The following is a 21,506-nucleotide window of genomic DNA, read 5'->3' on the forward strand; positions in this document are numbered from 1 at the left end:
CTGCAGATCGGTCAGCCGGTTCGCGTGCAGGTCATCCGCTTCAACCCGGACACGCAGCGTATTTCTCTCGGCATGAAGCAGCTTGAGGCTGATCCGTGGGAGAACGTGGCGCTCAAGTATCCGCCGGGCGCACGCTTCACCGGTCGCGTCACGAACATCACCGATTACGGTGCATTCGTCGAGCTGGAGCCGGGCGTCGAAGGTCTGGTGCACGTTTCCGAAATGTCCTGGACGAAGAAGAACGTCCATCCGGGCAAGATCGTCGCTACTTCCCAGGAAGTCGACGTCATGGTTCTGGATGTGGACAGCACGAAGCGTCGTATCTCGCTTGGTCTGAAGCAGGTTCAGCGCAACCCGTGGGAGCAGTTCGCGGAAGAGCACAAGGTTGGCTCGATCGTGGAAGGCGAGATCCGCAACATCACCGAGTTCGGCCTGTTCATCGGCCTGTCCGCAGACATCGACGGCATGGTTCACATGTCCGACCTGTCATGGGACGAGTCTGGCGAAGAAGCCATGAAGAACTACGAAAAGGGTCAGGTCGTTCAGGCCAAGGTCCTCGACGTGGATGTCGAGAAAGAGCGTATCTCTCTCGGTATCAAGCAGCTTCATGAAGATCCGGCCGCTGACGTTCTGACGGGCGTTCAGAAGGGTGCGATCGTGACCTGCGTGGTGACGGCGGTTCAGGCCAACGGCATCGAGGTCAAGGTTGACGACGTTCTGTCCGGCTTCATCCGTCGCACGGAACTGGCTCGTGACAAGGCTGAGCAGCGTCCGGAGCGTTTCGCTGTCGGTGAGCGCGTCGATGCGAAGGTTGTCTCGGTTGACCGTGCAGCCCGCAAGCTTGCCCTGACCATCCGTGGTCGTGAGCAGGACGAAGACAAGCAGGCCATCAACGAGTATGGTTCTTCTGACAGCGGTGCGTCGCTGGGTGATATCCTCAGCGCAGCAATCCGTCGTCGGAGTGCTGACGCCTGATTAAGGCGTTCTTAGTCTGATTATGAGAAATGGCATCTCTTTTGAGATGCCATTTTTTTTGTCCATAAGCGGTAAGTGACTGAAGCGAAGGTCTTTTGCCGGGCCAGTCTTTGCGGTAAAGTCTCAAAAAGAATTGATGTTCGATCTGTGTAGTTATTCAGGGAAGGCGAAGACGGAAACGTCGGCGTAGGTCAATGGCAGTCATATACAATACGAACTACACGCATAATCCGAACTACTACCTTACGCTTGCCTTTGAACGAGCCGCCAAAACAGTCCTTGGCGATAGTAATGTTTCGTTGCCTGATAATATGACTCTCGCGGGTCTGGCGGCGCAGGGCGAGCATGATGTTCTGATCTGTATTGACGGCCAGCGTATCAATATGGAGTTGATGCGTCGTGTCAGGCCTGCCTTCAAGACGATGATTTTCTGGGCGTTTGAAGACCCGTTTATGGTGTCCTTCAACGTCGATAACATCGGTCTCTTCGACTACGTCTTCACGAACGATCCTTCCTGTGTCGATTTTTATCAGGGCAAGGGACACTACCTGCCTCTGGGCGCCAGCCTTTCGCTGCATGAGCGCAAGGTAAAGACGGCAGCCGAGCTCGATTACGACATCTTCTTTGCAGGCACGATGTGGCCGAATCGCGTCGAAACCCTGCGACGCGTCATCACGGCCTTCCCGGATGCCAGAATCAAGCTGGTATGCCCCGGCAATGAGTATCTTCCGCCTCTTCCTGCTGACCTTGCCGATCTCGCGATCCAGCGCCCCATCAGTCATGAGGCGTTCATCGATTTCGCCAATGCCAGCGCCGTGACGCTGACCATGTTTCGCGATTATGCCAGTCATGGCGATGTCGGGCAGGCGACTGCTCCGGGACCGCGCTTCTATGAGCTTGGTCTTGCCGGTACGGCGCAGGTTGTCGAGGCAGGCGAGCAGCTTGACGAACGCTACATCCATGAAGTCGCAGGCGCGAGCATGTCTCGCTCGGTCGAAGGTGTGATCGAGCATATTGCTGCATTGCTGGCCAACAAGTCCCTGCGCCGCAAGCAGGCGACTGCCGCCCAGAAAGCCGTTCTCGAGGCGCACCTGTACGATCATCGTCTTCGGAAGATGATGGAAGTAACAGGCGCAGATTTCGGTCGGCATGTTGTTTCGAAAGAAGTGTCAGTGCCTGCGCGTCGCGGTCGTCTGCGCGTGCTGATGTGCACACACTCTACTATCCATGAGCAGGCTTGGGGTGGTGTTGAGGTCTATCAGCAGACCATCGCTTCCATGCTGCTGCGTGACGTGGAGTTCTTCTACTGGCTGCATCGTGACGGCATGTGTCGTCTGACGGACGCCAGTGGTCGTGAGATCGAGAGCTTCGACGTGCCGGACACCGGCTGGCTCGACACGATGTGCGATGGTCCGGAAGAGATGGCGTTCTCGGCTGCGATCAGCCAGTACAACTTCGATATCGTGCATTTCCAGCATCTGGGACATCACTGTCTCTCACTGCCGATCATCGCCAAGGCGAATGGCGTCGGTGTGGTGTTCTCGGCGCATGACTTCTTCCTGCTGTCATCCCGCTACAATCTGCTGAATCATGAGCTTCGCTATTGCGAGGAAGATGTGAAGTGGGTGCTCGCCGCCGACATCTCCATGAAGCGCTCTGACAATGTCGAGTTTGGTGGTGAGCAGACGCGTCGCGCTTTTGTGTCGAAGATGCTTGAGTCAGTGGATGTAATCCTGTTCGGGACAAGACATTCCCACGATCTGACTCACGAAGTTTATCCGCACCTTGAGAAAAAAGTCAGTCTGACTCTGGGTATTCCGTCCCCTGAGCCGACATCTCCTATCGTGCCGAAAACCTATGAGCCGCTGAATGGTCGTCGTCTTGGCGTGGCCGTGATCGGCAACTTCCTGCGCACCAAGGGAGCGGATGCTGTTCTGGCTATCATCGAGATGGCCAATTCGGATCTCTTCGAATTCCATATCTTTGGATATGTCCATCCGGAGTATGAAGGCATCCTCAACAACATGCACAAGAACAACGTGCATGTTTACGGGCGCTATTCCGCCGGTGACGTTGAGGCGCTGAAAGTCGCTGATGTTGCCCTCAACCTGTCAATCTGGCCGGAAACCTACTGTATCTCGCTTTCAGAAGCTTGGCAGAGCGGTCTTATCCCGATTGTCACGGATGTCGGCGCGCTGGGTGATCGCGTGGAAGATGGCGTCAACGGATTCAAGGTGCCGATCGGCAGCCCGGCCGATGTGCTGCAGCGTCTTGAACTGATCCGTTGCAGTGAGAGTGTGCGCAAGCAGCTGATGGCGAACATTGGTCCGCATCTTTGGACGGACGCTCGCACATACGGTGATGAGCTTCTTCAGCTTTACCGTGATGTGGCGCCGCGCCGCGATATGGGAAGCAGCAACGTGCAGTTCGATGTGGGGCAGGTGCATTTGCTGCCGCACGCTTCCTGGAAGAATCAGGCTCCGCCGCGTCACATCTTTGATCCGCCGACAACGCGTGATCTGTCTATCGAATTGCCGGAAACAGTCACGGACTGGTATTCGATTCAAGGTGCCGAATATTACATTGATGATGTCTGTCGCCACGTCTTTGCTGAATATGAGGATGAGGATTTTGTCGCGGCCAACGAGTTCCACATCCGTGGCTGGTATGTGGTGCCGGGTGTGTCTGGCTCCGGGCATCTTTACACGGTGCTGATGGGCGAGGAGGATATTCCTCCGATCTTCATTCCCACCACACGTGAAGTGCGTTCGGACGTTACCGGTCTGTTCCCCGGTGCGCCACGTCGTTCGGGCTTCTCGGCTCAGGTCGCGCTGCGCGGAAAGTGGTGTGAGGGCGTTTTCCGGATCGGTCTCGTCAATATCGTGCATGGCAAGGGCGCATTCCAGCTGACCTCCGTTCAGATCGAGGTTGAAGGCGGTCGTATTGTCGGTATTGCGCGCCTGCCACCCTCCAATGGCCAGATCCTGCGTGATTTCGAGCGTGTTTCAGAGAGTGACGGCGTGCTGAGAGGCATCAAGCTGTCTGAGCTCGGCTGCAAGATCGGTCAGCAGTACAAGGGTGAGCTGCAATATTACATCGATCACTTCAGCGGCCTGATTGAAGACGGTGGTCACCACGAACGGGATCTGCCGGAAAGTGATCTGATCATTCGTGGCTGGGCGTTCCTCCGCGGTCTTTCGCGGGCAGGGCAGGTTTATGTCGTGCTGGTGAATGAGGAGACCGGAGCGCCGATCTTCATGGCCACATCGCGTCTGATCCGTCAGGACGTGCAGACCATTTTCCATGACGCACCTCTTTGCGTCGGTTTTGTCGGCAATCTGAGCCTGAAGAAAGGATTCAACGAAAAGCTGAATGGCTGGCATCGTATTGGACTGCTGAACGTGGTCGGTGATGAAGTCGGTTTCCAGACAACGGGCATTCGCATCCTCTGTGAAGATAATGAGGTCCGGGCCGTGGAGGAAGCCGCAGCCATCAAAACAGTCGTTGATTACTGCGTTGAAACTGTGCGTGACCTTGTCGAGCACTGAGCAGAAGTCAGAGTAAGCGCAAGCGTATGCAGCGCGATGATGTGACATTCAGCGGGCCTGCCGTTTTTGAATGGCAGGGGGGCAAGGCGACACGGATTCCCGTGTGGCTTCGCTTCGACGAGCTTTGGTATGTTGCGACCTACCCGGATGTGAAGCGCGACCTGAGCGCGGGCATTGGCGCCAACGCACTCGGCCATTATCGGGCAGTCGGTCAGGGGCGTGGGTATGCGCCCAACCGGTGGTTTGATGAAGGCTGGTATCGTTCCGTTCATCAGGATGTGGCTGAATCTATCGCGGACGGAACGATCCGGTCAGGCTTCCAGCATTATGTGGAGAAAGGCTACCGGAGCCATTCTCCACACTGGCTGTTTTCTGAATCATTCTATCGCACTCATGAGCCCGATCTGACAGGAACCGTGCTCAGGGCAGCTGGTCTTGCCAATGGGTATGATCACTATCTTTCGGAAGGAGAGGGTGGCTTTCGGTCAGGCAGTCTGTTCTTCGATCCTGCCGTGTTCGGTGACTTCGTTGCCCGGCAGAGTGGAGCAGATTTTTCTGCTTTCAGGTGGTTCATTGACAATAAGAATGGTGATGCTGACCGTTTCCGGGCGTCATGGTATTTCGACCCGGTCTGGTATCTTGAGCGATATCCCGACGTCAGAAATCTGATTGAGGACGGGTTCTTTTCCTGCGCCCTGCATCATTATCTGACAGCCGGTGAGGCGGTCGGTTATTCGCCACAGGCAGCGTTTTCCGAGGAGTTCTATCGGGAGCGTTATCCTGATGTCGGTGCGTGTGTTGCAGCCGGCCAGTTTCGCTCCGGATATGATCACTTTCTGGCCGCCGGAGCCTTTGAGGGGCGACAGCCCTCTCCGGATATTGCGCTGATGGAGTACGCCGCCAGACCTATGGTGCGCGCCGATGTGGGAAGCGGTATCTTTCGCGATCCCTTCGCACACTGGGTAGCGGCGCAGGAACGTCATGAGGTCGGGAGTGCCGATGGGGCACTGGATGAAGCTCATTCCAAAATGATGTTCTGCCGGGAGGCCGCCGGTCTTCTGGTGGAGGCCGGTCGTCGGAAACTGGATTTTTCCTACACCGGCGTTCCCACCGTCAGTGTCATCATGGTGCTGTACAACCAGTTTCCGCTGACCCTGATGGCGCTGGCTTCGCTGCGGGACTGTTTCCCCGGCGCGCTGGAGCTCATCATCATCGATTCAGGGTCGCGTGATGAAACGCGGCGGCTGGAAGACTACGTTTCCGGGGCCACGATCCGGCATCTCGATCACAATGCGAGCTTCCTGCTGTCCTGCAATATGGCGCTGGAGATGGTTTCTGCCGATGTCGTGCTTTACCTGAACAACGATGTAAAGCTGGCGCCCGGAGCAGTTCAGAACGCGCTCGATCGGCTGACGTCTGATCCGAAGATTGGTGCGGTCGGCGGCAAGATCATCCGGACCAATGGTCGTCTGCAGGAAGCCGGGTCGATCATCTGGCGGGACGGCAGCGCCTATGGCTACCTGCGCGATGCCGATCCCAACTGTCCGGAAGCCAATTTCGTCCGGGACGTGGATTACTGCTCAGGCGCGTTCCTGATGGTCTCGACGGCTCTTGCAAAGACGCTGGGCGGCTTCGACGAAGCCTATGCGCCAGCTTACTTCGAAGAGTCCGATTTCTGTGTGCGGATTATCCAGAACGGCTATCGGGTGGTCTACGACCCGTTTGTCGTGATCGAGCATCTTGAGTTCGGTTCTTCCTGCTCGAGTAGTTCGCAGGCGCTGATGCAGCGGAACCGCCGTATTTTCGTCTCCAAACAGGCCGACTTCCTGCGGGGGCAGTATCCGGCGCATGCAGGAAACGCCATTCTGGCCCGGTCACGTCCGACAAACGGACTGCGCATCCTGTTTATTGAAGACCGCATCCCTTTGCGGAGCCTTGGCTCGGGCTATGTGCGGTCAAACGATATCGTCCGCAGCATGGCGCGTCAGGGATGTGCCGTGACGGTATTCCCGGTCAATGCGCATTACCACTCGCTCAGCCGTGTGTATGGCGATTTCCCCGATACGGTCGAAGTGCTCTTTGATCGCTCGGCCGAGGATCTGGACCGGTTTCTGGAAGAGCGGGCAGGGGCGTTTGATCTGGTATGGATCGGGCGCACGCACAATCTGGCGAGACTGCTGCCGGTTCTGCACAAGAACAGCCGTTATCTGCCGGGAACCGAGTTCATTCTCGATACGGAAGCGGTCATCAGTCCCCGTCTTCTTCTCCGGGATAAAGTGCTGGGGCTAGATGAACAGGTTACGCCAAAGAGCCTCGATGTAGCGCTTAGGGAAGAATTCGAGTGCGCGTATTTCTGCCAGAAAGTCGTGGCGGTGACCGACAGGGAGGCTGAATTCATACAGCGCGCAGGGCATCAGAACGTCGTCGTGCTTGGTCATTCGCTGCAAGTGCGTCCGACGGAAAAGAGTTTTTCCGAGAGAAAAGACCTGCTGTTCGTGGGCGCGATTGTGGATGCCGAATCTCCCAATCTTGACTCGCTGATCTGGTTTGGTCGCGAAGTCATGCCGAAAATCCGGGCAGAGTTGGGCAACGAAGTGAGACTGACCGTGGTCGGTTCGCGTTCGCGCAAGGTCGATCTGTCATGCCTGAACGAGTTTGAAGGGCTGGATATTGTCGGAGAAGTAGAAGATCTGGAGCCGTTCTATGACACGCGCCGGGTCTTCATCGCACCGACCCGTTTTGCTGGCGGTATCCCTTACAAGATTCACGAGAGCGCCTCCTTCGGTCTGCCGGTTGTGGCCAGCGATCTGCTGATCGCCCAGCTGGGCTGGACGGATGGAGAGGATATCGTATCCGGTGGGGCTCCCGATGCGGGCGTGTTCGCCGATGCGGTGATCCGGCTTTATCGTGACGAAATATTCTGGAGGTTTATCCGCGAAGGGGCTTTGAAGCGCCTCGGGGAAGACTGTGCTCCGGACCGGTTTGACGCTGCGGTAGCGGCTGTGCTGGAAGATGCACGCCAATGAAAACGCGACGTTGCGAACGAGATCAACCAAGACCCCGATAAGGACTGGAGAGACTGATGGCAAAGACAGGCGAATATTCCGGACGGGTTCTGATCTGCAGTGGCGGACGCTTTGAATCGCAGGCCAATGCTCAGATCCGTGAATCAATCATGGCAGGCTGGGCGGAATGCTTTGGTGAGGAAAACGTCACCGCGGCGAACATCAGCGGTGCTGCAGCGGCGATTCGTTTCCTCAAGCCAACTGTGGTGTTCGGTATTGGGTCATATCTGCCGGAAAGCACCTATTTTGGCGAAGTGAACCGCGAAGCCAAGAAGATCGGTGCAGCGACTGTCTTCTGGGCGACAGAAGATCCCTATGAGCAGGATGCAAACTACCGCATCGGACAGGACTTTGACGCGGTGTTCTCCTGTGAGCGCTGGGGGTTCGAACTTCTACACCCGTGACAATGTCTGGCATCTGCCGCTCGCAGCCTGTCCGAAGCTGCATTATCGCCCGATTGATGAATCCGTTGAGCGGAACATTGATGTTCTGTTCTGCGGCGTAGCCTTCACAAACCGTAAGGACATTGTCCGCGGTCTGCTGCCGACCCTGCGCAATCTGAACATCAAGATCATTGGCCCGGGCTGGGGTGAGCTTGGAATCGGGTTCTCGGATGCGCGTCTGGAAAAGGAGCAGCTTGTGCAGTTCTACCAGCGTTCCAAGCTGGTCCTGAACCTTGGCCGCAGCCTGAGCTTCGAGAACAAGCGCTTCCTGATTTCTCCGTCCACGCCGGGTCCGCGCACCTATGAAGCTGCTGCGGCTGGTGCGTTGCAGGTGTTCCACGAGGATACCTACGAAATCCGTCGCTATTATACGAAGGAGGAAATTCCGTCCTTCTCGAACCGCAAGCAGTTTGAGGAACTGGTCGACAGGTACATCGACAACGGCGAGCTTCGTATTGAAACGGCGAAGAAAGCACAGGCGCGGACGATGGCGGACCACACCTATGGCCACCGTATCCGTCAGGCTCTGGGTATTCTGAAAGAAAACGGCATTCTCAATAGCTGATGCTGTCGAATGAGGCTGGGGCCTGTTGCATGACAGGCCCCAGCCATTTTTGTGATGTAGGGACCTTTGCAAATTCAGCCGATTGGCAAGTTCCGACTGAGCCGGTAACGTGACATTATGGCTGACCCGACCGTTTTCACCACTCCAGACCCCACAGTTCGCGAACTGCTGGCGACGCACTCGAACCTGTCGCTCGACGTGCGAAGTGGATTGATGCTGGATGGGGTGCCCCTTCTGGCTATTGCTGATGAAGTTGGCACGCCGTGCTGGGTCATCAGCGCTGATACTCTCAGAAAAAGAGCTGCGAAACTTCAGAATGCGATGAAAGCGGCGGGGTTGTCGGTTTCGGCGCATTTTGCGGTGAAGTCGAACGACCATCTGGCCGTGCTGAGCATCGTGTCTCAGGCCGGAATGGGGGCTGATGTTGTCAGTGGTGGTGAACTGACCAAGGCTCGAATGGCCGGAATCCCCGCGTCCCGGATCGTGTTTTCGGGGGTTGGCAAGACTGATGCTGAACTGAAGCTCGCTCTTCAGGAAGGCATTGCCCAGATCAATGTCGAGAGCGCTGAAGAGCTTGAGATCCTGTCTGGCGTGGCCTCGTCCATGGGACGTGAGATCGACGTGGCGCTGCGCGTAAACCCGGATGTCGATGCGAAGACACACGCCAAGATCACCACGGGGGTCGCGGGCAACAAGTTCGGTATTCCCTACGATGAGGCGCTTGGACTGTATCGTCTTGCTTCCGATCTACCTGGACTGAGACCCGTTGGTTACGCAGTGCATATCGGCAGTCAGATTCTGACGATGGCCCCTTATCGGGCGGCTTATGCCCGGATTGCTGCTCTCGTACGCACGACGCGTCAGGCCGGATTGCCCGTGACGGTTGTTGATTGCGGCGGCGGTCTCGGCATCTGTTACCGTGATGAAGGTGAAGGCTCACCTGAGGCGCTGGCCGGAGTGATCCGTTCCGAACTGGGCGATCTTGATGTTCGTCTGGCTATTGAACCGGGCCGGTGGATTGCAGCGCCTGCCGGTGTGCTGCTGGCGAGCGTGATTCTGCGCAAGAAGGTCACGGATGGTTCGCCGTTCATCATTCTGGATGCGGCCATGAACGATCTGTTGAGGCCTTCCCTGTATGAAGCCTGGCATGGAATTCTGCCTCTCTCGGCCCATGATGCCGTTCTTGAACCTGAAGAGGCCAATGTTGTCGGACCTGTCTGCGAGACGGGGGATACATTCGCTCAGGGACGCAGTCTGCCGCCGTTGCAGAGAGGAGCGCGTGTCGCGATCCTGGATACGGGAGCCTATGGCGCCGTGATGAGCTCCACCTACAATGCTCGTCCGTTGGCTGCGGAAGTGCTGGTCGATGGGGATCGCTGGTCAGTGATCCGGCCGCGTCAGAAGATTGAAGAGCTGTGGGCGAGTGAAATCATGTTTGAAGGAATGCGTGTCGAGGCATGAGCATAGCCCCGCCGGAACAGATCAAAAACGCAGCTTTGCCTGACGACAGCAGGCGGGCAACAGATCTCGCTGGCGTGCGCAGGAAAGCGCGTTCTGTTCTGGTTGTGGAAAGAGTTGCTGGTCTGCTCGCTCCTGCCGCTTCTGTTGCGGGTCTTTATTGTGTCGCCGGTTTTCTGCGTATTCCGCAGACCATGCCTGACTGGCTTCACGCCGTGGTCGAGGTGGGCAGTCTTGGTGCAGTCGTCTGGCTAGGACGTCGTGGGCTGAAACAGTACACGCCACCGACCCAGATGGAAGTGGACCGACGGATCGAACTGGCCTCCCGCTTGCGTAACAGGCCGCTGGCTTCCATGACGGATCGCCCGTCCGGCGTGGGGTCAGACATTCTCTGGAGCGCTTATCAGGAACGCCTGCTGAAATCGCTGGGGCCTCTGCGGTCAGGTTGGCCCGAACTCTCCAGCTTGCGCAAAAGCCGTTTTCTGCCTGTTGTGGCGCTGGCTCTCATTGGCACAGGCGTCTGGGCCGGAAGCCATGCGCCCGGACGTCTGTTGGCTGCTTTTATTCCGGGAATTGATGATCCTGACGTGCCGCTGCCGCATGTCGAGGCATGGATCACCCCGCCATCCTATGCGCCGTCTGCTCCGGTCTTTCTGGCTGACGGAGCAGCGCATGTTCCTGCCGTGCCTGAAGGTTCCGTTCTGGTTTCGACAGTCACGGGCACGCAGTCCACTCCGCATCTGAAGGGCGGTTTCAACCACGAAACCATGCAGGCGCTTGGTCAGCATTCCTGGCGTATTCAGGCGGATCTCGATCATTCCGGTGCCTTTGTGGTCAATAGTCGTGGTCGCACGCTGGCGTCATGGCAACTGACGGTGACACCGGATGCCCTACCGCAGGTGGCATGGGGGCCGAACCCCGGTGGCGAGAAGGGCGGGCGTCGGACCCGGCTTCCTTACGATGCGCATCACGCTTACGGACTTGGCTCGCTGGTCGTTGAAATCAGACTGGCTCATCCGGGATTGCTGACCAGAAGCCGTGTGCTGACAGTGCCGATTCCGCTGAAAGGCCATCCGGTCAGTGCAAAAGGCGTAGCCGGTCCAGACCTGTCAGATGATCCGTGGGCGGGCGAAGAGGTCTCCGCCACACTGGTTGCGACCAGCGTCAGCAAGAAGGTGGCCAGAAGTCCGATTGCCACTTTCAGGCTCGGTTCCAGGACGTTCAAATCACCTGTGGCCAAGGCTGTGCTGGACCTGAGGCGGCGTCTGGCTCTGGGAGATGAGCGTCGTCATGCCGCCGCCGAGGATCTGGAGGCTATTGGTGAAACACCGGGGCCGATTGACCAGAACACAGGCACGTTTCTCAATCTGACCAGCATTGTCGCGTTGCTGGATAATCGTGACGTCGACGACAACGATGCCCGTAACGAGGCTGTGGGACGGCTGTGGGATCTTGCTCTCGACATCGAGGATCAGTTGCATGGCGGCAAGCAATCCGCTCAGGCGTCGATTGATGTGCGCGCGGCGCAGGAAGCCGTTTCAGAGCAATTGCGGCACATGCGGGAAGACAATGCTCACGGGACGGAGGATCAGGCGGAACTGAAGCGGCGGATGGACGCCCTGCGCGCCGCCATCGGTCGCAAGATGCAGGCGCTCGCCGAGCAGGCCATGCGTGACGGCACGGCCATTCCCGATCTGCCCGGTCTTACGAAATCCGGTGATCGCGCCTTTCAGAAACTGATGGAACGGTTGCAGGGTGACGCGGCGGAAGGCCACGAAGACGGTGCGATGGACAAGCTGCAACAGCTTGAAGATTCCATCGAGAAGATGCGCAACGCCACGCCACAGGATATGGCGCAGCTGGCGCAGCAGATGATGGCACAGCAGAAGCTGAAAGAGCAGGCGGAAAGCCTCGGTGATCTGGTGAAGCAGCAGAGTTCGCTTCTGGATCATGCTCAGGCGCGGGTGGATCGAGATCAGCGGCGGCGGGACGAAAGCGCTGCCTCACAGCCGCCATCAGAGGACAGTGATCTTGGGTCCATGTCCACGTCGGAACTGTTGCGCAGGCTTGGTTTGGTGCCGCCTGATGGTAGCGGTGTCCCTCCTCAGCAGCCTGAGGGTGAAACACAGGCTCCCACTCCGCAGGAACCAGCCCAGTCAACGCAACAGACAGATGCGGACAAGAATGATCGTACCGCAGCGGAAGCCGACCAGAAGAGGTCGGATGGCGCTGCCCAGCATGCCCTGATGCGGGCGACTGAAGAGCTTGGGAGTGAATTCAAGGAACTTTCAGGCAAGGACGTTCCGGCGTTTGGCGAAGCGGGCAAGGCCATGAAGGATGCCCGTCATGCTCTGGCGGCTGACAATGATCCGGATGCTGTGAAAGCAGAAACTGCTGCGCTCAAGGCCTTGCAGCAGGGGCGTAATCAGATGCGGAAAGCCCTTCAGGGCAAGGGAGGCGGCTCGGGCAGCACGAGTTTCCTGCCATCCTTTGGTGGGGGCAGCAGTCAGGGTAAGGACGGTCAGTCCGGCAGTGGCGACGAGGAAAATGGTGATCCGGGTGAAGGTCAGTCCGGTGACGAGCAGAACGCCGATCGTGATCCGTTGGGTCGCTCGACAGGAGAGGGCACGGATACCAATCCAAATGCTGGGGATCGTCTCCCTGAGAAGATGTCGCGTGAACGCGCACAGGCGATTGAGGAAGAGTTGCGGCGCAGAGATTCCGACCGGACGCGTCCGAAGGAGGAGTTGGACTACTTGGACAGGCTTTTGAAGTCTTTTTGAGGAATAGAGGGTTTGGAGGATGCGGCTGTTTTGGGGGGGATTGCGGGTTGTCCACTTTCCGGCTCAGACATGCAGAAGCGGACACCTCCTCCATTTTCAGCACAGATTAAAGTAACGCAAAGGATGCCTGCTAAACACATGCATCTGTAGTGCCTATACCCCCTATGAGCAATGTATTTCCTCAGGTCGCCGCCAAGCCTTCAAAGAAAATGATAGATCTAATCCGGTGGTGATCCGCTCCCGCCCTTGGCCTGTGCGAGCATTTTCCGGCTGCATTGAACTGCGGAATAGCTTGGCATAGCTTCCTATTGAGACGGAGGAGCATGTATGCCGGTCAATCAGAAGTCGCCACGCCCATTGGATGTGCTCGAATACTGGCGCCGATCCCTCGTCGACGAAGCTCAGGCCACACTGTCCTTCGAAGGTAAGGAGGTCGTGACGCTTCGGGTCGAGGATTTGCGCCGTGGCGTTCTACCGCCGCGCGACGTCGAGGCTCTGCACGCCCTCCGCTTAAAGCAAAAGGATACCGCAGAGGACAAGGACAGCGACGTCGTCATAGCTAGCATAGCGCTGCGCGCGCTCAACCTGACCGTCACCCACGGGGCCGGAGACCTTCGGCACGCCCGTGCCTATGTCCAAGGCGTCGTCGTGGCTGTCAGCGCGACGGGCCAGCTATCGGTTCATGAGGACCTGCCGCCCTGGATAAACCGGCACTATCTGGAGCCAACTGACAGCATCGTAACCATCGGCCACGTGGAACGGATGGACGCTTGGTTGCAGGCGAACCCGCCGGATTGCACCGAGTGGTCGCGCTGGCTCGATTGGGCAGACGGCTGCTGGGACGCGGTGACCGATGGGGTGGTGCCCCAGGGATGGGTGCTGACCGAGACCGTGCCCGCGCTGACGGTCGCGTCTTCCGCCAACATGGCGATGATCCGCAACCTCAAGAAATTTTACGATGCAGCCTGCGCTGAGCCAACCAGCATAATGTCGCCTTTGCTTGCGCGCTACATCACCCCGCTCAATGACGCAGAATTGGTAGATGGGGCGTTCCGCGATGAAATGTCGAAGGCGCCCCGCGGGTCGATGAACGGCAAATATGGTCTGTCACCCAACCAGTCCGATACGGTCGGCGCATACCTAGCCCTCGAAGAGGGTGAGATGTTGGCTGTGAATGGGCCGCCGGGCACGGGCAAGACGACTCTCTTGCAAGGCATCATCGCGACCGAGCTCGTCTACCGCGCCCTGCGTAACGAGGAGCCCGTCGTCTTTGTCTGCACCTCGACCAACAATCAGGCCGTACAAAACATCATTGTCGCGATGGGCTCCGCGCTGATTGACCCCTCCGACCGCAATTGGGCGCGGCGCTGGGTGGATGGTGCAGACAGCCTGGGGCTGCTTCTCATCTCAAAGGAGCGCGCTCCCAGGGCAGAGAAGGAGGGATTCCTAGTCGCGGTCCCTGGGCGCAGGCCGGCCCCGGAGGACTGGTCTGGATTCCCAGCCCTGGAGCGCGACTGCGCCATTCTCGACCAAGCCATGGTGACGTGGATGGCGCGCTTTCATGATTATCGGCTGGACCTGCAAGATGTGGAGGACGTTCACGAAGCGGTCGAAATCCTGCGTAAGGAGATGGCGCATCTTCATAATCGCGTGCGCCCCCTCATCGCCGCCTATCAGCGTTATGACCAGCTTACGGGCGAAGGCCCCGACGACGCCGCCCTCGACGAACAGGAGGCTGAACTCGTCCGATTGAAAGGACAGTTTGATGAAAAGGCCGGAAATGTCGGTGCGCGCCTTGAAGAAGAAACCGGCGCCCTTGACGCTGCGCGCAGGCGTTACAGCGCTGAAAGTCAGAACGAGGCCCGCCTGCTGGCCCGAGCCCAGGACACCGTCGAAAAGCAACGGCGACAGGTCGAAGACACCGACGCGTTCGCCGCCCGCGTCATCGCGTCCCTTCCCAGCGAAGGCGGGATTTTCGGTGGCCTCTTCTCGACGCGCAAATGGGAGGCGGCCGAAGTCATGGTCGCTCAATCGCCTCACGCTGCGGCGTTTGTGTCCGCCATGCAGGCTCGCACACGCGCGGCTTATCTTGGCGTGATCGCGGGCCTGCAGGAAACGGCCCGCAAAGCCCTCGGGGACGCGGAGGCGGAGCTGGCAGCCGTGGAGAGAACCCGAAAAGCGCGACTTGCCCAGATCGGGGCGCAGGTCGAGGAATGCGCCAACAAAAAGGTCGTATCCGAAAGTGAGCTGCGCCAGCTCAACGAGATGAAGGCGCGCAGCTGCGATGCTCCCATGCGCGAACTCGCCAGCAAGCGCGCGGAACTCGCCGCTCTGCCTCGGATGCTGGCAGAAGTCGGCCACGCCGTGGGCGAACCGGATTGGTGGCGCCAGAACTTTGAGGTCTCCGAATGCGAGCTGCCTTGGCTCCGGGAGACATCCGATCACCGCGCACTCGATGCACTGCTTGACCGCACAGTGCGCTTCAAGCTTTTTCACCTGGCCCTACGCTACTGGGAAGGGCGCTGGATCCTTGAGACGCAGAGATTCCAGGCGGCACTCTCCGGCGGCGATACACGCGCTTACCCTTTCAAGGGGGCGGGCGAGAAGGCGCTCGTCGCCATGTATCGCCGCTGGGCGATGCTGACGCCGTGCTTCGTCTCGACGACAGCGACGCTGCCCAGGCATTTCATTAGGACCGCTCGCGTCGACCAGAAATGGCAAAGCCTCTACATGACGGGGTTCATCGACACGCTCATCATCGACGAGGCGGGGCAGATACCGCCCTTCCAGGCGGCACCCGCGATGGCGCTGGCCAAGCGTGCGGTCGTCGTAGGCGATATCTTCCAGATCGCGCCGGTCGTAACGATGCCGCACTCCACCGATTGCGGCAACGCGCAGGCCGCGGGTGTCTACCAGAGCTGGTGGAACGAGGACCATGCCGTGACCGACGGCCGGGTCGTGACGGCCAGCGCGCGCAACGAGCTGCCGGGGTCCGTGATGCGTGTTGTCCAGTCCTCAACGCGGTATTCCTCGCCCGAGGCCCCTTTACCAGGCATGTTTCTCTCCGAGCATCGCCGGTGTCACCGCGACATCATTCAAATCTGCAACGAGTTGGTCTATGGCGGTCGGCTCGAGCCTATGACGGCGCAGCCCAAGGAGCCGCCTCCGGTGCCCGCTCTGGCATGGGCGAACGTCTCCGGGCGATACGAGCGCGTCGGCGGCAGCGGGACCAACAAAAAAGAAGCCGCCGCTATCGCGCGCTGGATCGGTGCGCATGCGCAGGAGTGGGTTAACCATTACGGCTGCGAGCTATCGAAGATCGTGGCTATCGTGACTCCGTTCTCGGCGCAGAAGCGCGTGCTCCACGCGACCATTGGCCATATGCGCGACAATGGGAAACTGGATTTCTTGAACATCACCGTGGGCACCGTCCACGCACTGCAGGGCGCGGAACGGCCTATCGTCATCTTTTCGCCGACCTACGACCGCGACACGCCCCCCTCCTTCATCGAAGGCAACCGCAGCCTCCTGAACGTCGCCATCTCGCGAGCAAAGGACAGCTTCGTCATCATCGGTGCAATGGAGCATTTCGAAGGTATTCCATCCTCCACCTTGGGTATCGTGGGTCGATCAATGTTTACGCGCGGTTCAGAGCTGCGCGAGGTCACCGGCAACTATGCGGCCCCCGACGACATTGTCCTGCGCGGTGAGCGCCTGTCGACCCACGCCGCTCATGTCAACGCCTTCAACGCTGCTCTGAACGAATTGGCGTCAGGATGCAACGCAGTGGTCGTCTCGCCTTTCCTGGGCGCGGACCCCGTGGAGACCCAGGCCCTCCAGGACGTCGTCAGCGGCGCTATCGCACGGCGCTGCTCCGTGCACATCGTCACGCGACCGGCGACCAGACCTGTCGATGCCCGCCTGCAGGTGCTATTGCGCGAGATGGGCGCGACCCTCCATCACATTGCGCTACTGCACTCCAAGTCGCTCATTACGCCCACGGTGCTCATCGAAGGCTCGTTCAACTGGCTGAGCGTCAAGCGCGCCAATCCCGAGGGGGCCAATCTCGACACGTCCTGGCGCCTGACGGGCCTGCCTGCGCGCACGGCTGCGGCTGAGGCCATCAAAGAGCTCAGAGCCCGCGGCGCCGCAGTGAACGTCGTGATTACCGGTGAGGCGCGCCCCGCCCTGGATAATGCGCCAGACACGGGCAACGCTGAGGAGCCCCGAGACACCCTCTTGAGGACCGCAGTGGTTCAGATGGTTCCGCCCGCCGTCTAGCCGGGGACCGCTGCACCCCTCGTGCTCTGGCCGGCGGGCATTAATCATTGAGGGCGAGGCCGGCACCAGGCCGGAAGAGAAGCGGGGTTAAAACGTCTAGCCCTGCGAGAAGACAACGCTATCAGGGAATGCGTCCGGCGGCATCCTACTGGCGAAAGCAGTATATTCCACTCCCCCAAGAAGCCAGATTTCTTGATTGGGGGGTAAGCAGGTTGTCCGCTTTAAAAGTGCCCACTGGATGTTTCCTGCCATTGATTCAACTGCAGATAGAGACACTCAGGCGACAGAAATGATCGGACAATGGGAAGAAGTTGTCGGTCGACCTTGACGCCTATCCGGCCCGCAGATGAAAGCGTGTGATTTCGGCTGGCACGCCCAGGCGGAGCGCGAAGCCGGGCCATAGACCGGTTCCGTTGCTGACATAAAGCATCATGCCGCCCACCTGATAGCGTCCGGAGGCAAAGCCGTTATTGCCTCGCGCGACCAGCCGGTCGAGGCCGCGGATCATCCCGCCGTGCGTATGACCCGAAAGCTGAAGCGCCACCCCCCGAGCCGCCGCGGCCCGGGCATCGCCTGGTTGATGATCGAGCAGCACAACCGGCGCATGGGCAGGACAGCCCGCCAGCGCGGCGTCAAGATCCGGGCCCACCTGACCGTGCCCACGTGCCGAGCGATCCGTCACGCCTGCGATCACCAGATGGGCCGTGTCGCGCGTGATGATTCTGTGCTGGTTTTCCAGCACATCGAAGCCCAGTGCAGACAGATGGCGTATCCAGGCCGCATAATCGAAGAAATATTCATGGTTGCCCGGAGCCGCCAGTACGCCATCGGGGGCGTGCAGGCCTACGAGCGGTGCGATGTCGGCACGGCGCATCTCTACCGATCCGTCGATGAAATCCCCCGTCACGACGATCAGATCGGCATTGGCCGCGTTGGCGCGCGCCACGACACGAGCGGCCCATCCCGCAGAGAAGAGCCGCGTGATATGCAGATCACTCAGCTGGAGTAGTCGGTATCCATCGAACAGCGGGGATAATCCGCGTATGGTGACGGTCACGTCCCTGACCTGTGGTACTCGCAGAGCATTAGTGACGCCGATGGCCGCGAGCAGCCCGGCCAGTCCACCTACCGTGATGCGGGCTTCGGTGCCTATATGAACCGGCTGCCAGGTAATCAGCGCAACCACCAGCGCGAAGAGATCGAGTGCAAGCTGAAACAGCGTAAGAAACAGGATCGTTCCGACCGCCCAATTGAACAGGATGATAAGCGGTTTCGGGAACTCTGGCGCGAACATCGAGCCCGAAGAGAGCCTGCTCCAGAACTGGAATTGCGACGCCACGATGACGAAGACGGCCACCAGAAGTTTCACGGCAACCGGAAGAGGAAGGGGCCATAACCAATTCAGGATCACAATCGACAGCAGCAGGCCGAATACGATAATGCGCACGAGTATGGACTTCCTCATGGATAGACGGAGCCGACGGCTTACGGTGGCCGTCAGCGTCCCGAGCACAGCTATGAGCCTGTGCTGACCCGAAGTGTTGTTCCTGCGAACGCGTCAGGCGAAGCGTTCTCCGACCATTTCCTCGCTCTTTCTCCACAGGGCCTCGGCGTGTGCCGGATCGAGAGCGTAGGCGCGGACCCCCGGATTGACCAGACTGATCGGCTGGTCGTCCGGGATCACATCGCTGACGTGACAATCCTCGCAGTAGTGTGCCCCCACGGCACCGGCATCAGCTACGACGCCAGCCCACACCGAGGTTGCAGCACCCTGTGGGATGGTCTTGAACTGGAGCGGCTCATGGCCCTCAGCGATGGCCTGTTCGTTGATCTGGCTTGCCATGGCGTCGATCTCGCCAGGCGCCATGTGCCGCACCAGTTCCGTCATGATTGCACCGGGGTGAACTGCCGTTGCGCGCACGCCCCGTGAGCGATGCCGCGCATCAAAGGCGACGGCAAAGAGAATATTGGCGGTCTTGGAGCGTCCATAGGCCACGAACGGCACATAAGGCGTATGGTCGAAATTCGGGTCGTCCAGATCAACGTTGGCGAAGCGATGTCCGGCCGAGGATACGTTGACCACCCGTGCACTATCGCGCAGCAGTCCGGCGATCCGGTTGATCAGGACGAAATGTCCCAGATGGTTGGTGCCGAACTGCGTCTCGAACCCGTCTTTCGTATGTCCGAACGGCGTCGCCATGACGCCTGCATTGGCGATCACCAGGTCGAACGGCGTGCCTTGCGCATTCAGACGGTCGGCGCAGGCGCGTACGCTCGCCAGATCCGCAAGGTCCAGCGCGGTAAGTTCGAACGCACCGCCTCCCTGCGCCGCAGCCTCGCGGACCTGTTTGGTTGCACGCTCCGCTTTTGCAAGATCGCGTACCGCGCCCACGACATGCGCGCCATGAGCCGCCAGCGCCCGGGCTGTTTCGACACCCAATCCGGCGGAAACGCCGGTCACGAGAACGCGCTTTCCCTTCAGAGACACGCCGGAGAGAACATCATCAGTTGTTGAGGTTGCGCCAAAAACCTGAGTCATGGGTGGAACTCCCTGAAATGGTGCATCCATTCCTTGCCGAAGCAGCATGGAATGTCTTATGTGGAGCATCGCTCCGCTTTGCATATACGGAGCATTGTTCCGTTTAACAAGAGGAGGACAGGTGACCGACGTGAAAAAAACCCGTCGCCGACCGCGTAGCGACGGACAGCGCAACCGGGAGCAGCTTCTGGAAGTGGCCAAAACCGCGTTTACGGTGGGCGAAGTGGACATCCCCCTGGATGAAGTCGCACGGCGTGCGGGCGTTGGCATCGGCACGCTCTACCGGCACTTTCCCAATCGCGACGCTCTTATCGAAGCGGTGTATCGCGCTGAACTGGATCGGCTTGCTGAAGCGGCTCCCGTGCTGGCCGCGCAGCATCCACCTGTGGAGGCGCTGCGCGCATGGATGCGACTGTTCGTGGATTACATTGCTGCCAAGCAGGTCATCGCCCCGGCGCTCAACGGGTTGGTTGGGGGAACAGGGGCGCTCTATGCGCATTCCGGCGACGTTCTCAAAGCCGCGGTCAACAGCCTTGTCTCCGCTGCCATCGCGGCCGGTGAGTTCCGCGCCGACATCGATCCTCTGGATCTGCTCCGCGCTCTGGCAGGGGTTTCAAATTTCTCGGCTGGTCCCGGCTGGGAAGGCAGTGCGAAACGCCTTGTCGATATTCTCATCACGGGCTCGCGGTCTTCGGCATCTTAAACACTCACGCTCCACGACCTTCTGCACTTTGCGGCGTCGTGTGTGTGTTTCGCGATATCGAATAGAAAGTCGCATCCCGTCTGCCGGCTACGACACGCGATGCGCGGATTCCAGATCTCGTGCTACGAATTATAGGGCGCGATCCGTTTTTCGGGGAAAATCATCACGGATGGTCCAGTCACGATCGCGGATTCATCCTGGCTGATGAGCTGGATGGCAAGCCGCCAGCCCCATTTCAAAAGGCAGTCCGAAGGTCAGGATCGTGACCTAGCTCTATGGTCTGTTCAGTGACTTGCCGGGCGATTACGTGAAAAAGCCCATGCAGGGATGCACAGGTGAGGAAATCACCTGCGAGTGGTTGTTCCACATGGACGTCTCGGAGGACCAGATTGTCGATATGGCATCGGCAGGGGCAATGACGCGTCCCTGCATGACGCCATTCATCAGGGAGTAGTTTAAGCCGCGCGCACCGGCTGACCATCCGAAAGTGGTGCCCGATGGCAGCGTAAATCTTGCTTTTCTGGGACAGTTCGCCGAGACGCCACGCAACGCGGTTTTCACGACGGAATATTCTGTCTGCACGGCGATGGAGGCGGTCTATACGCTGTGTGGTGTCGAACGCACCGTGCCAGAAGTCGGGAGGCATCTTTGATGTTCGGCTTGCCGCTACAGGCAGCAGCGGGACTGCGGGATGGGGAAAAGGTGCCCATGGCGGGGATGGTTAAGAGCTTCACGGATGGAACGGAAATTGATGGCCTGCTCCACCGCTATGGGCTGGTTTGAGAAGATCAGAAAGGCAGCATTGGGGGGAGAGCGGAATGTCCGCTGTCGGCAAAAGATGAGCGATAGATGCCGTTAAATCACGCGCCAGGAACCGGGCGCAACGCGGCAGTCACCGTCGAACAGTGTTCCACCGTGGGGCGCCAGTTCCGCCTCGACCAACTCAATGACGGGATGGACATCGCCATTCGTGAATAGTGTTTGGAAAGCCTTGTCGAATCTGTCCGCCAGCCCGGCATCTGTTTCTCGGAGCAGGCGCGGAGCCCATTTTCCCGTACCATTCCAGCGTCCCCGCCCGCGCAATGCGAGCTCTACAAGTTTGGGATGGAGCGAGGCACCGATCGCTATCACCTCCTGCAAAGTTCG

At 59.1% G+C, this 21,506-nt stretch carries 12 protein-coding genes and 2 pseudogenes; 11 read left to right on the forward strand and 3 right to left on the reverse strand.

Features of this window, described 5'->3' with window-relative positions; translation table 11 throughout:
* The 7 genes and pseudogenes from B3759_RS03040 to B3759_RS03070 form a co-directional block, all read left to right on the forward strand.
* Positions 1-975, forward strand: a 975-nt coding sequence (locus tag B3759_RS03040; RefSeq protein ID WP_291363514.1) for a S1 RNA-binding domain-containing protein, incomplete at its 5' end; no start/stop codon positions are given.
* Between the two features lie 194 nt (positions 976-1,169).
* Positions 1,170-4,523, forward strand: coding sequence for a glycosyltransferase family protein (locus B3759_RS03045; RefSeq protein WP_291363516.1), 3,354 nt, complete (start codon positions 1,170-1,172; stop codon positions 4,521-4,523).
* Positions 4,524-4,549: 26 nt separating this feature from the next.
* A complete protein-coding gene (locus B3759_RS03050) occupies positions 4,550-7,549 on the forward strand; it encodes a glycosyltransferase (RefSeq protein WP_291363518.1) in 3,000 nt (999 codons plus the stop codon).
* A 56-nt stretch (positions 7,550-7,605) separates the two neighbouring features.
* A pseudogene (locus tag B3759_RS03055) lies at positions 7,606-8,596 on the forward strand (CgeB family protein).
* Between the two features lie 117 nt (positions 8,597-8,713).
* On the forward strand, positions 8,714-10,057 hold the full coding sequence (gene lysA / locus B3759_RS03060) for a diaminopimelate decarboxylase (RefSeq protein WP_291363520.1): 1,344 nt from the start codon (positions 8,714-8,716) through the stop codon (positions 10,055-10,057).
* Positions 10,054-12,837, forward strand: a complete 2,784-nt coding sequence (locus B3759_RS03065) for a DUF4175 domain-containing protein (protein ID WP_291363522.1) — start codon at positions 10,054-10,056, stop codon at positions 12,835-12,837. The genes lysA and B3759_RS03065 overlap by 4 nt, the downstream gene beginning before the upstream one ends.
* Before the next feature lie 327 nt (positions 12,838-13,164).
* On the forward strand, positions 13,165-17,118 hold the full coding sequence (locus B3759_RS03070; protein ID WP_291363524.1) for an AAA domain-containing protein: 3,954 nt from the start codon (positions 13,165-13,167) through the stop codon (positions 17,116-17,118).
* Positions 17,119-17,449: 331 nt separating this feature from the next.
* Here B3759_RS03070 and B3759_RS03075 read toward each other — a convergent pair whose 3' ends face one another.
* Both B3759_RS03075 and B3759_RS03080 read right to left on the reverse strand, forming a co-directional pair.
* Positions 17,450-18,565: a metallophosphoesterase gene (locus B3759_RS03075; protein WP_291363526.1), complete on the reverse strand. Its 1,116-nt coding sequence runs from the start codon at positions 18,563-18,565 to the stop codon at positions 17,450-17,452.
* A gap of 111 nt (positions 18,566-18,676) precedes the next feature.
* Positions 18,677-19,657 carry an SDR family NAD(P)-dependent oxidoreductase gene (locus B3759_RS03080; RefSeq protein WP_291363528.1) on the reverse strand — a complete coding sequence of 327 codons (981 nt, stop codon included), beginning with the start codon at positions 19,655-19,657 and terminating at the stop codon, positions 18,677-18,679.
* A gap of 121 nt (positions 19,658-19,778) precedes the next feature.
* On the opposite strand from B3759_RS03080, the gene B3759_RS03085 reads away from it, so the two are divergent.
* From B3759_RS03085 to B3759_RS16875, 4 genes and pseudogenes are all read left to right on the forward strand, one after another.
* Positions 19,779-20,360, forward strand: a complete 582-nt coding sequence (locus B3759_RS03085; protein WP_291363530.1) for a TetR/AcrR family transcriptional regulator — start codon at positions 19,779-19,781, stop codon at positions 20,358-20,360.
* 204 nt (positions 20,361-20,564) lie between these two features.
* Entirely contained in the window at positions 20,565-20,651 is an 87-nt protein-coding gene (locus B3759_RS16865) for a hypothetical protein (RefSeq protein ID WP_291363701.1), read from the forward strand.
* A gap of 28 nt (positions 20,652-20,679) precedes the next feature.
* Positions 20,680-21,012 (forward strand): annotated as a pseudogene (locus tag B3759_RS16870) (oleate hydratase).
* On the forward strand, positions 21,012-21,143 hold the full coding sequence (locus B3759_RS16875; protein ID WP_291363532.1) for a hypothetical protein: 132 nt from the start codon (positions 21,012-21,014) through the stop codon (positions 21,141-21,143). Before B3759_RS16870 ends, B3759_RS16875 begins: the two are co-directional and overlap by 1 nt.
* A 72-nt stretch (positions 21,144-21,215) precedes the next feature.
* Here B3759_RS16875 and B3759_RS03105 read toward each other — a convergent pair whose 3' ends face one another.
* On the reverse strand, positions 21,216-21,500 hold the full coding sequence (locus B3759_RS03105) for a hypothetical protein (RefSeq protein ID WP_291363534.1): 285 nt from the start codon (positions 21,498-21,500) through the stop codon (positions 21,216-21,218).
* Positions 21,501-21,506 lie beyond the last annotated feature (6 nt).

It is taken from the genome of Acetobacter sp. UBA5411 (genome assembly GCF_002409645.1).
Lineage (GTDB): Bacteria > Pseudomonadota > Alphaproteobacteria > Acetobacterales > Acetobacteraceae > Acetobacter.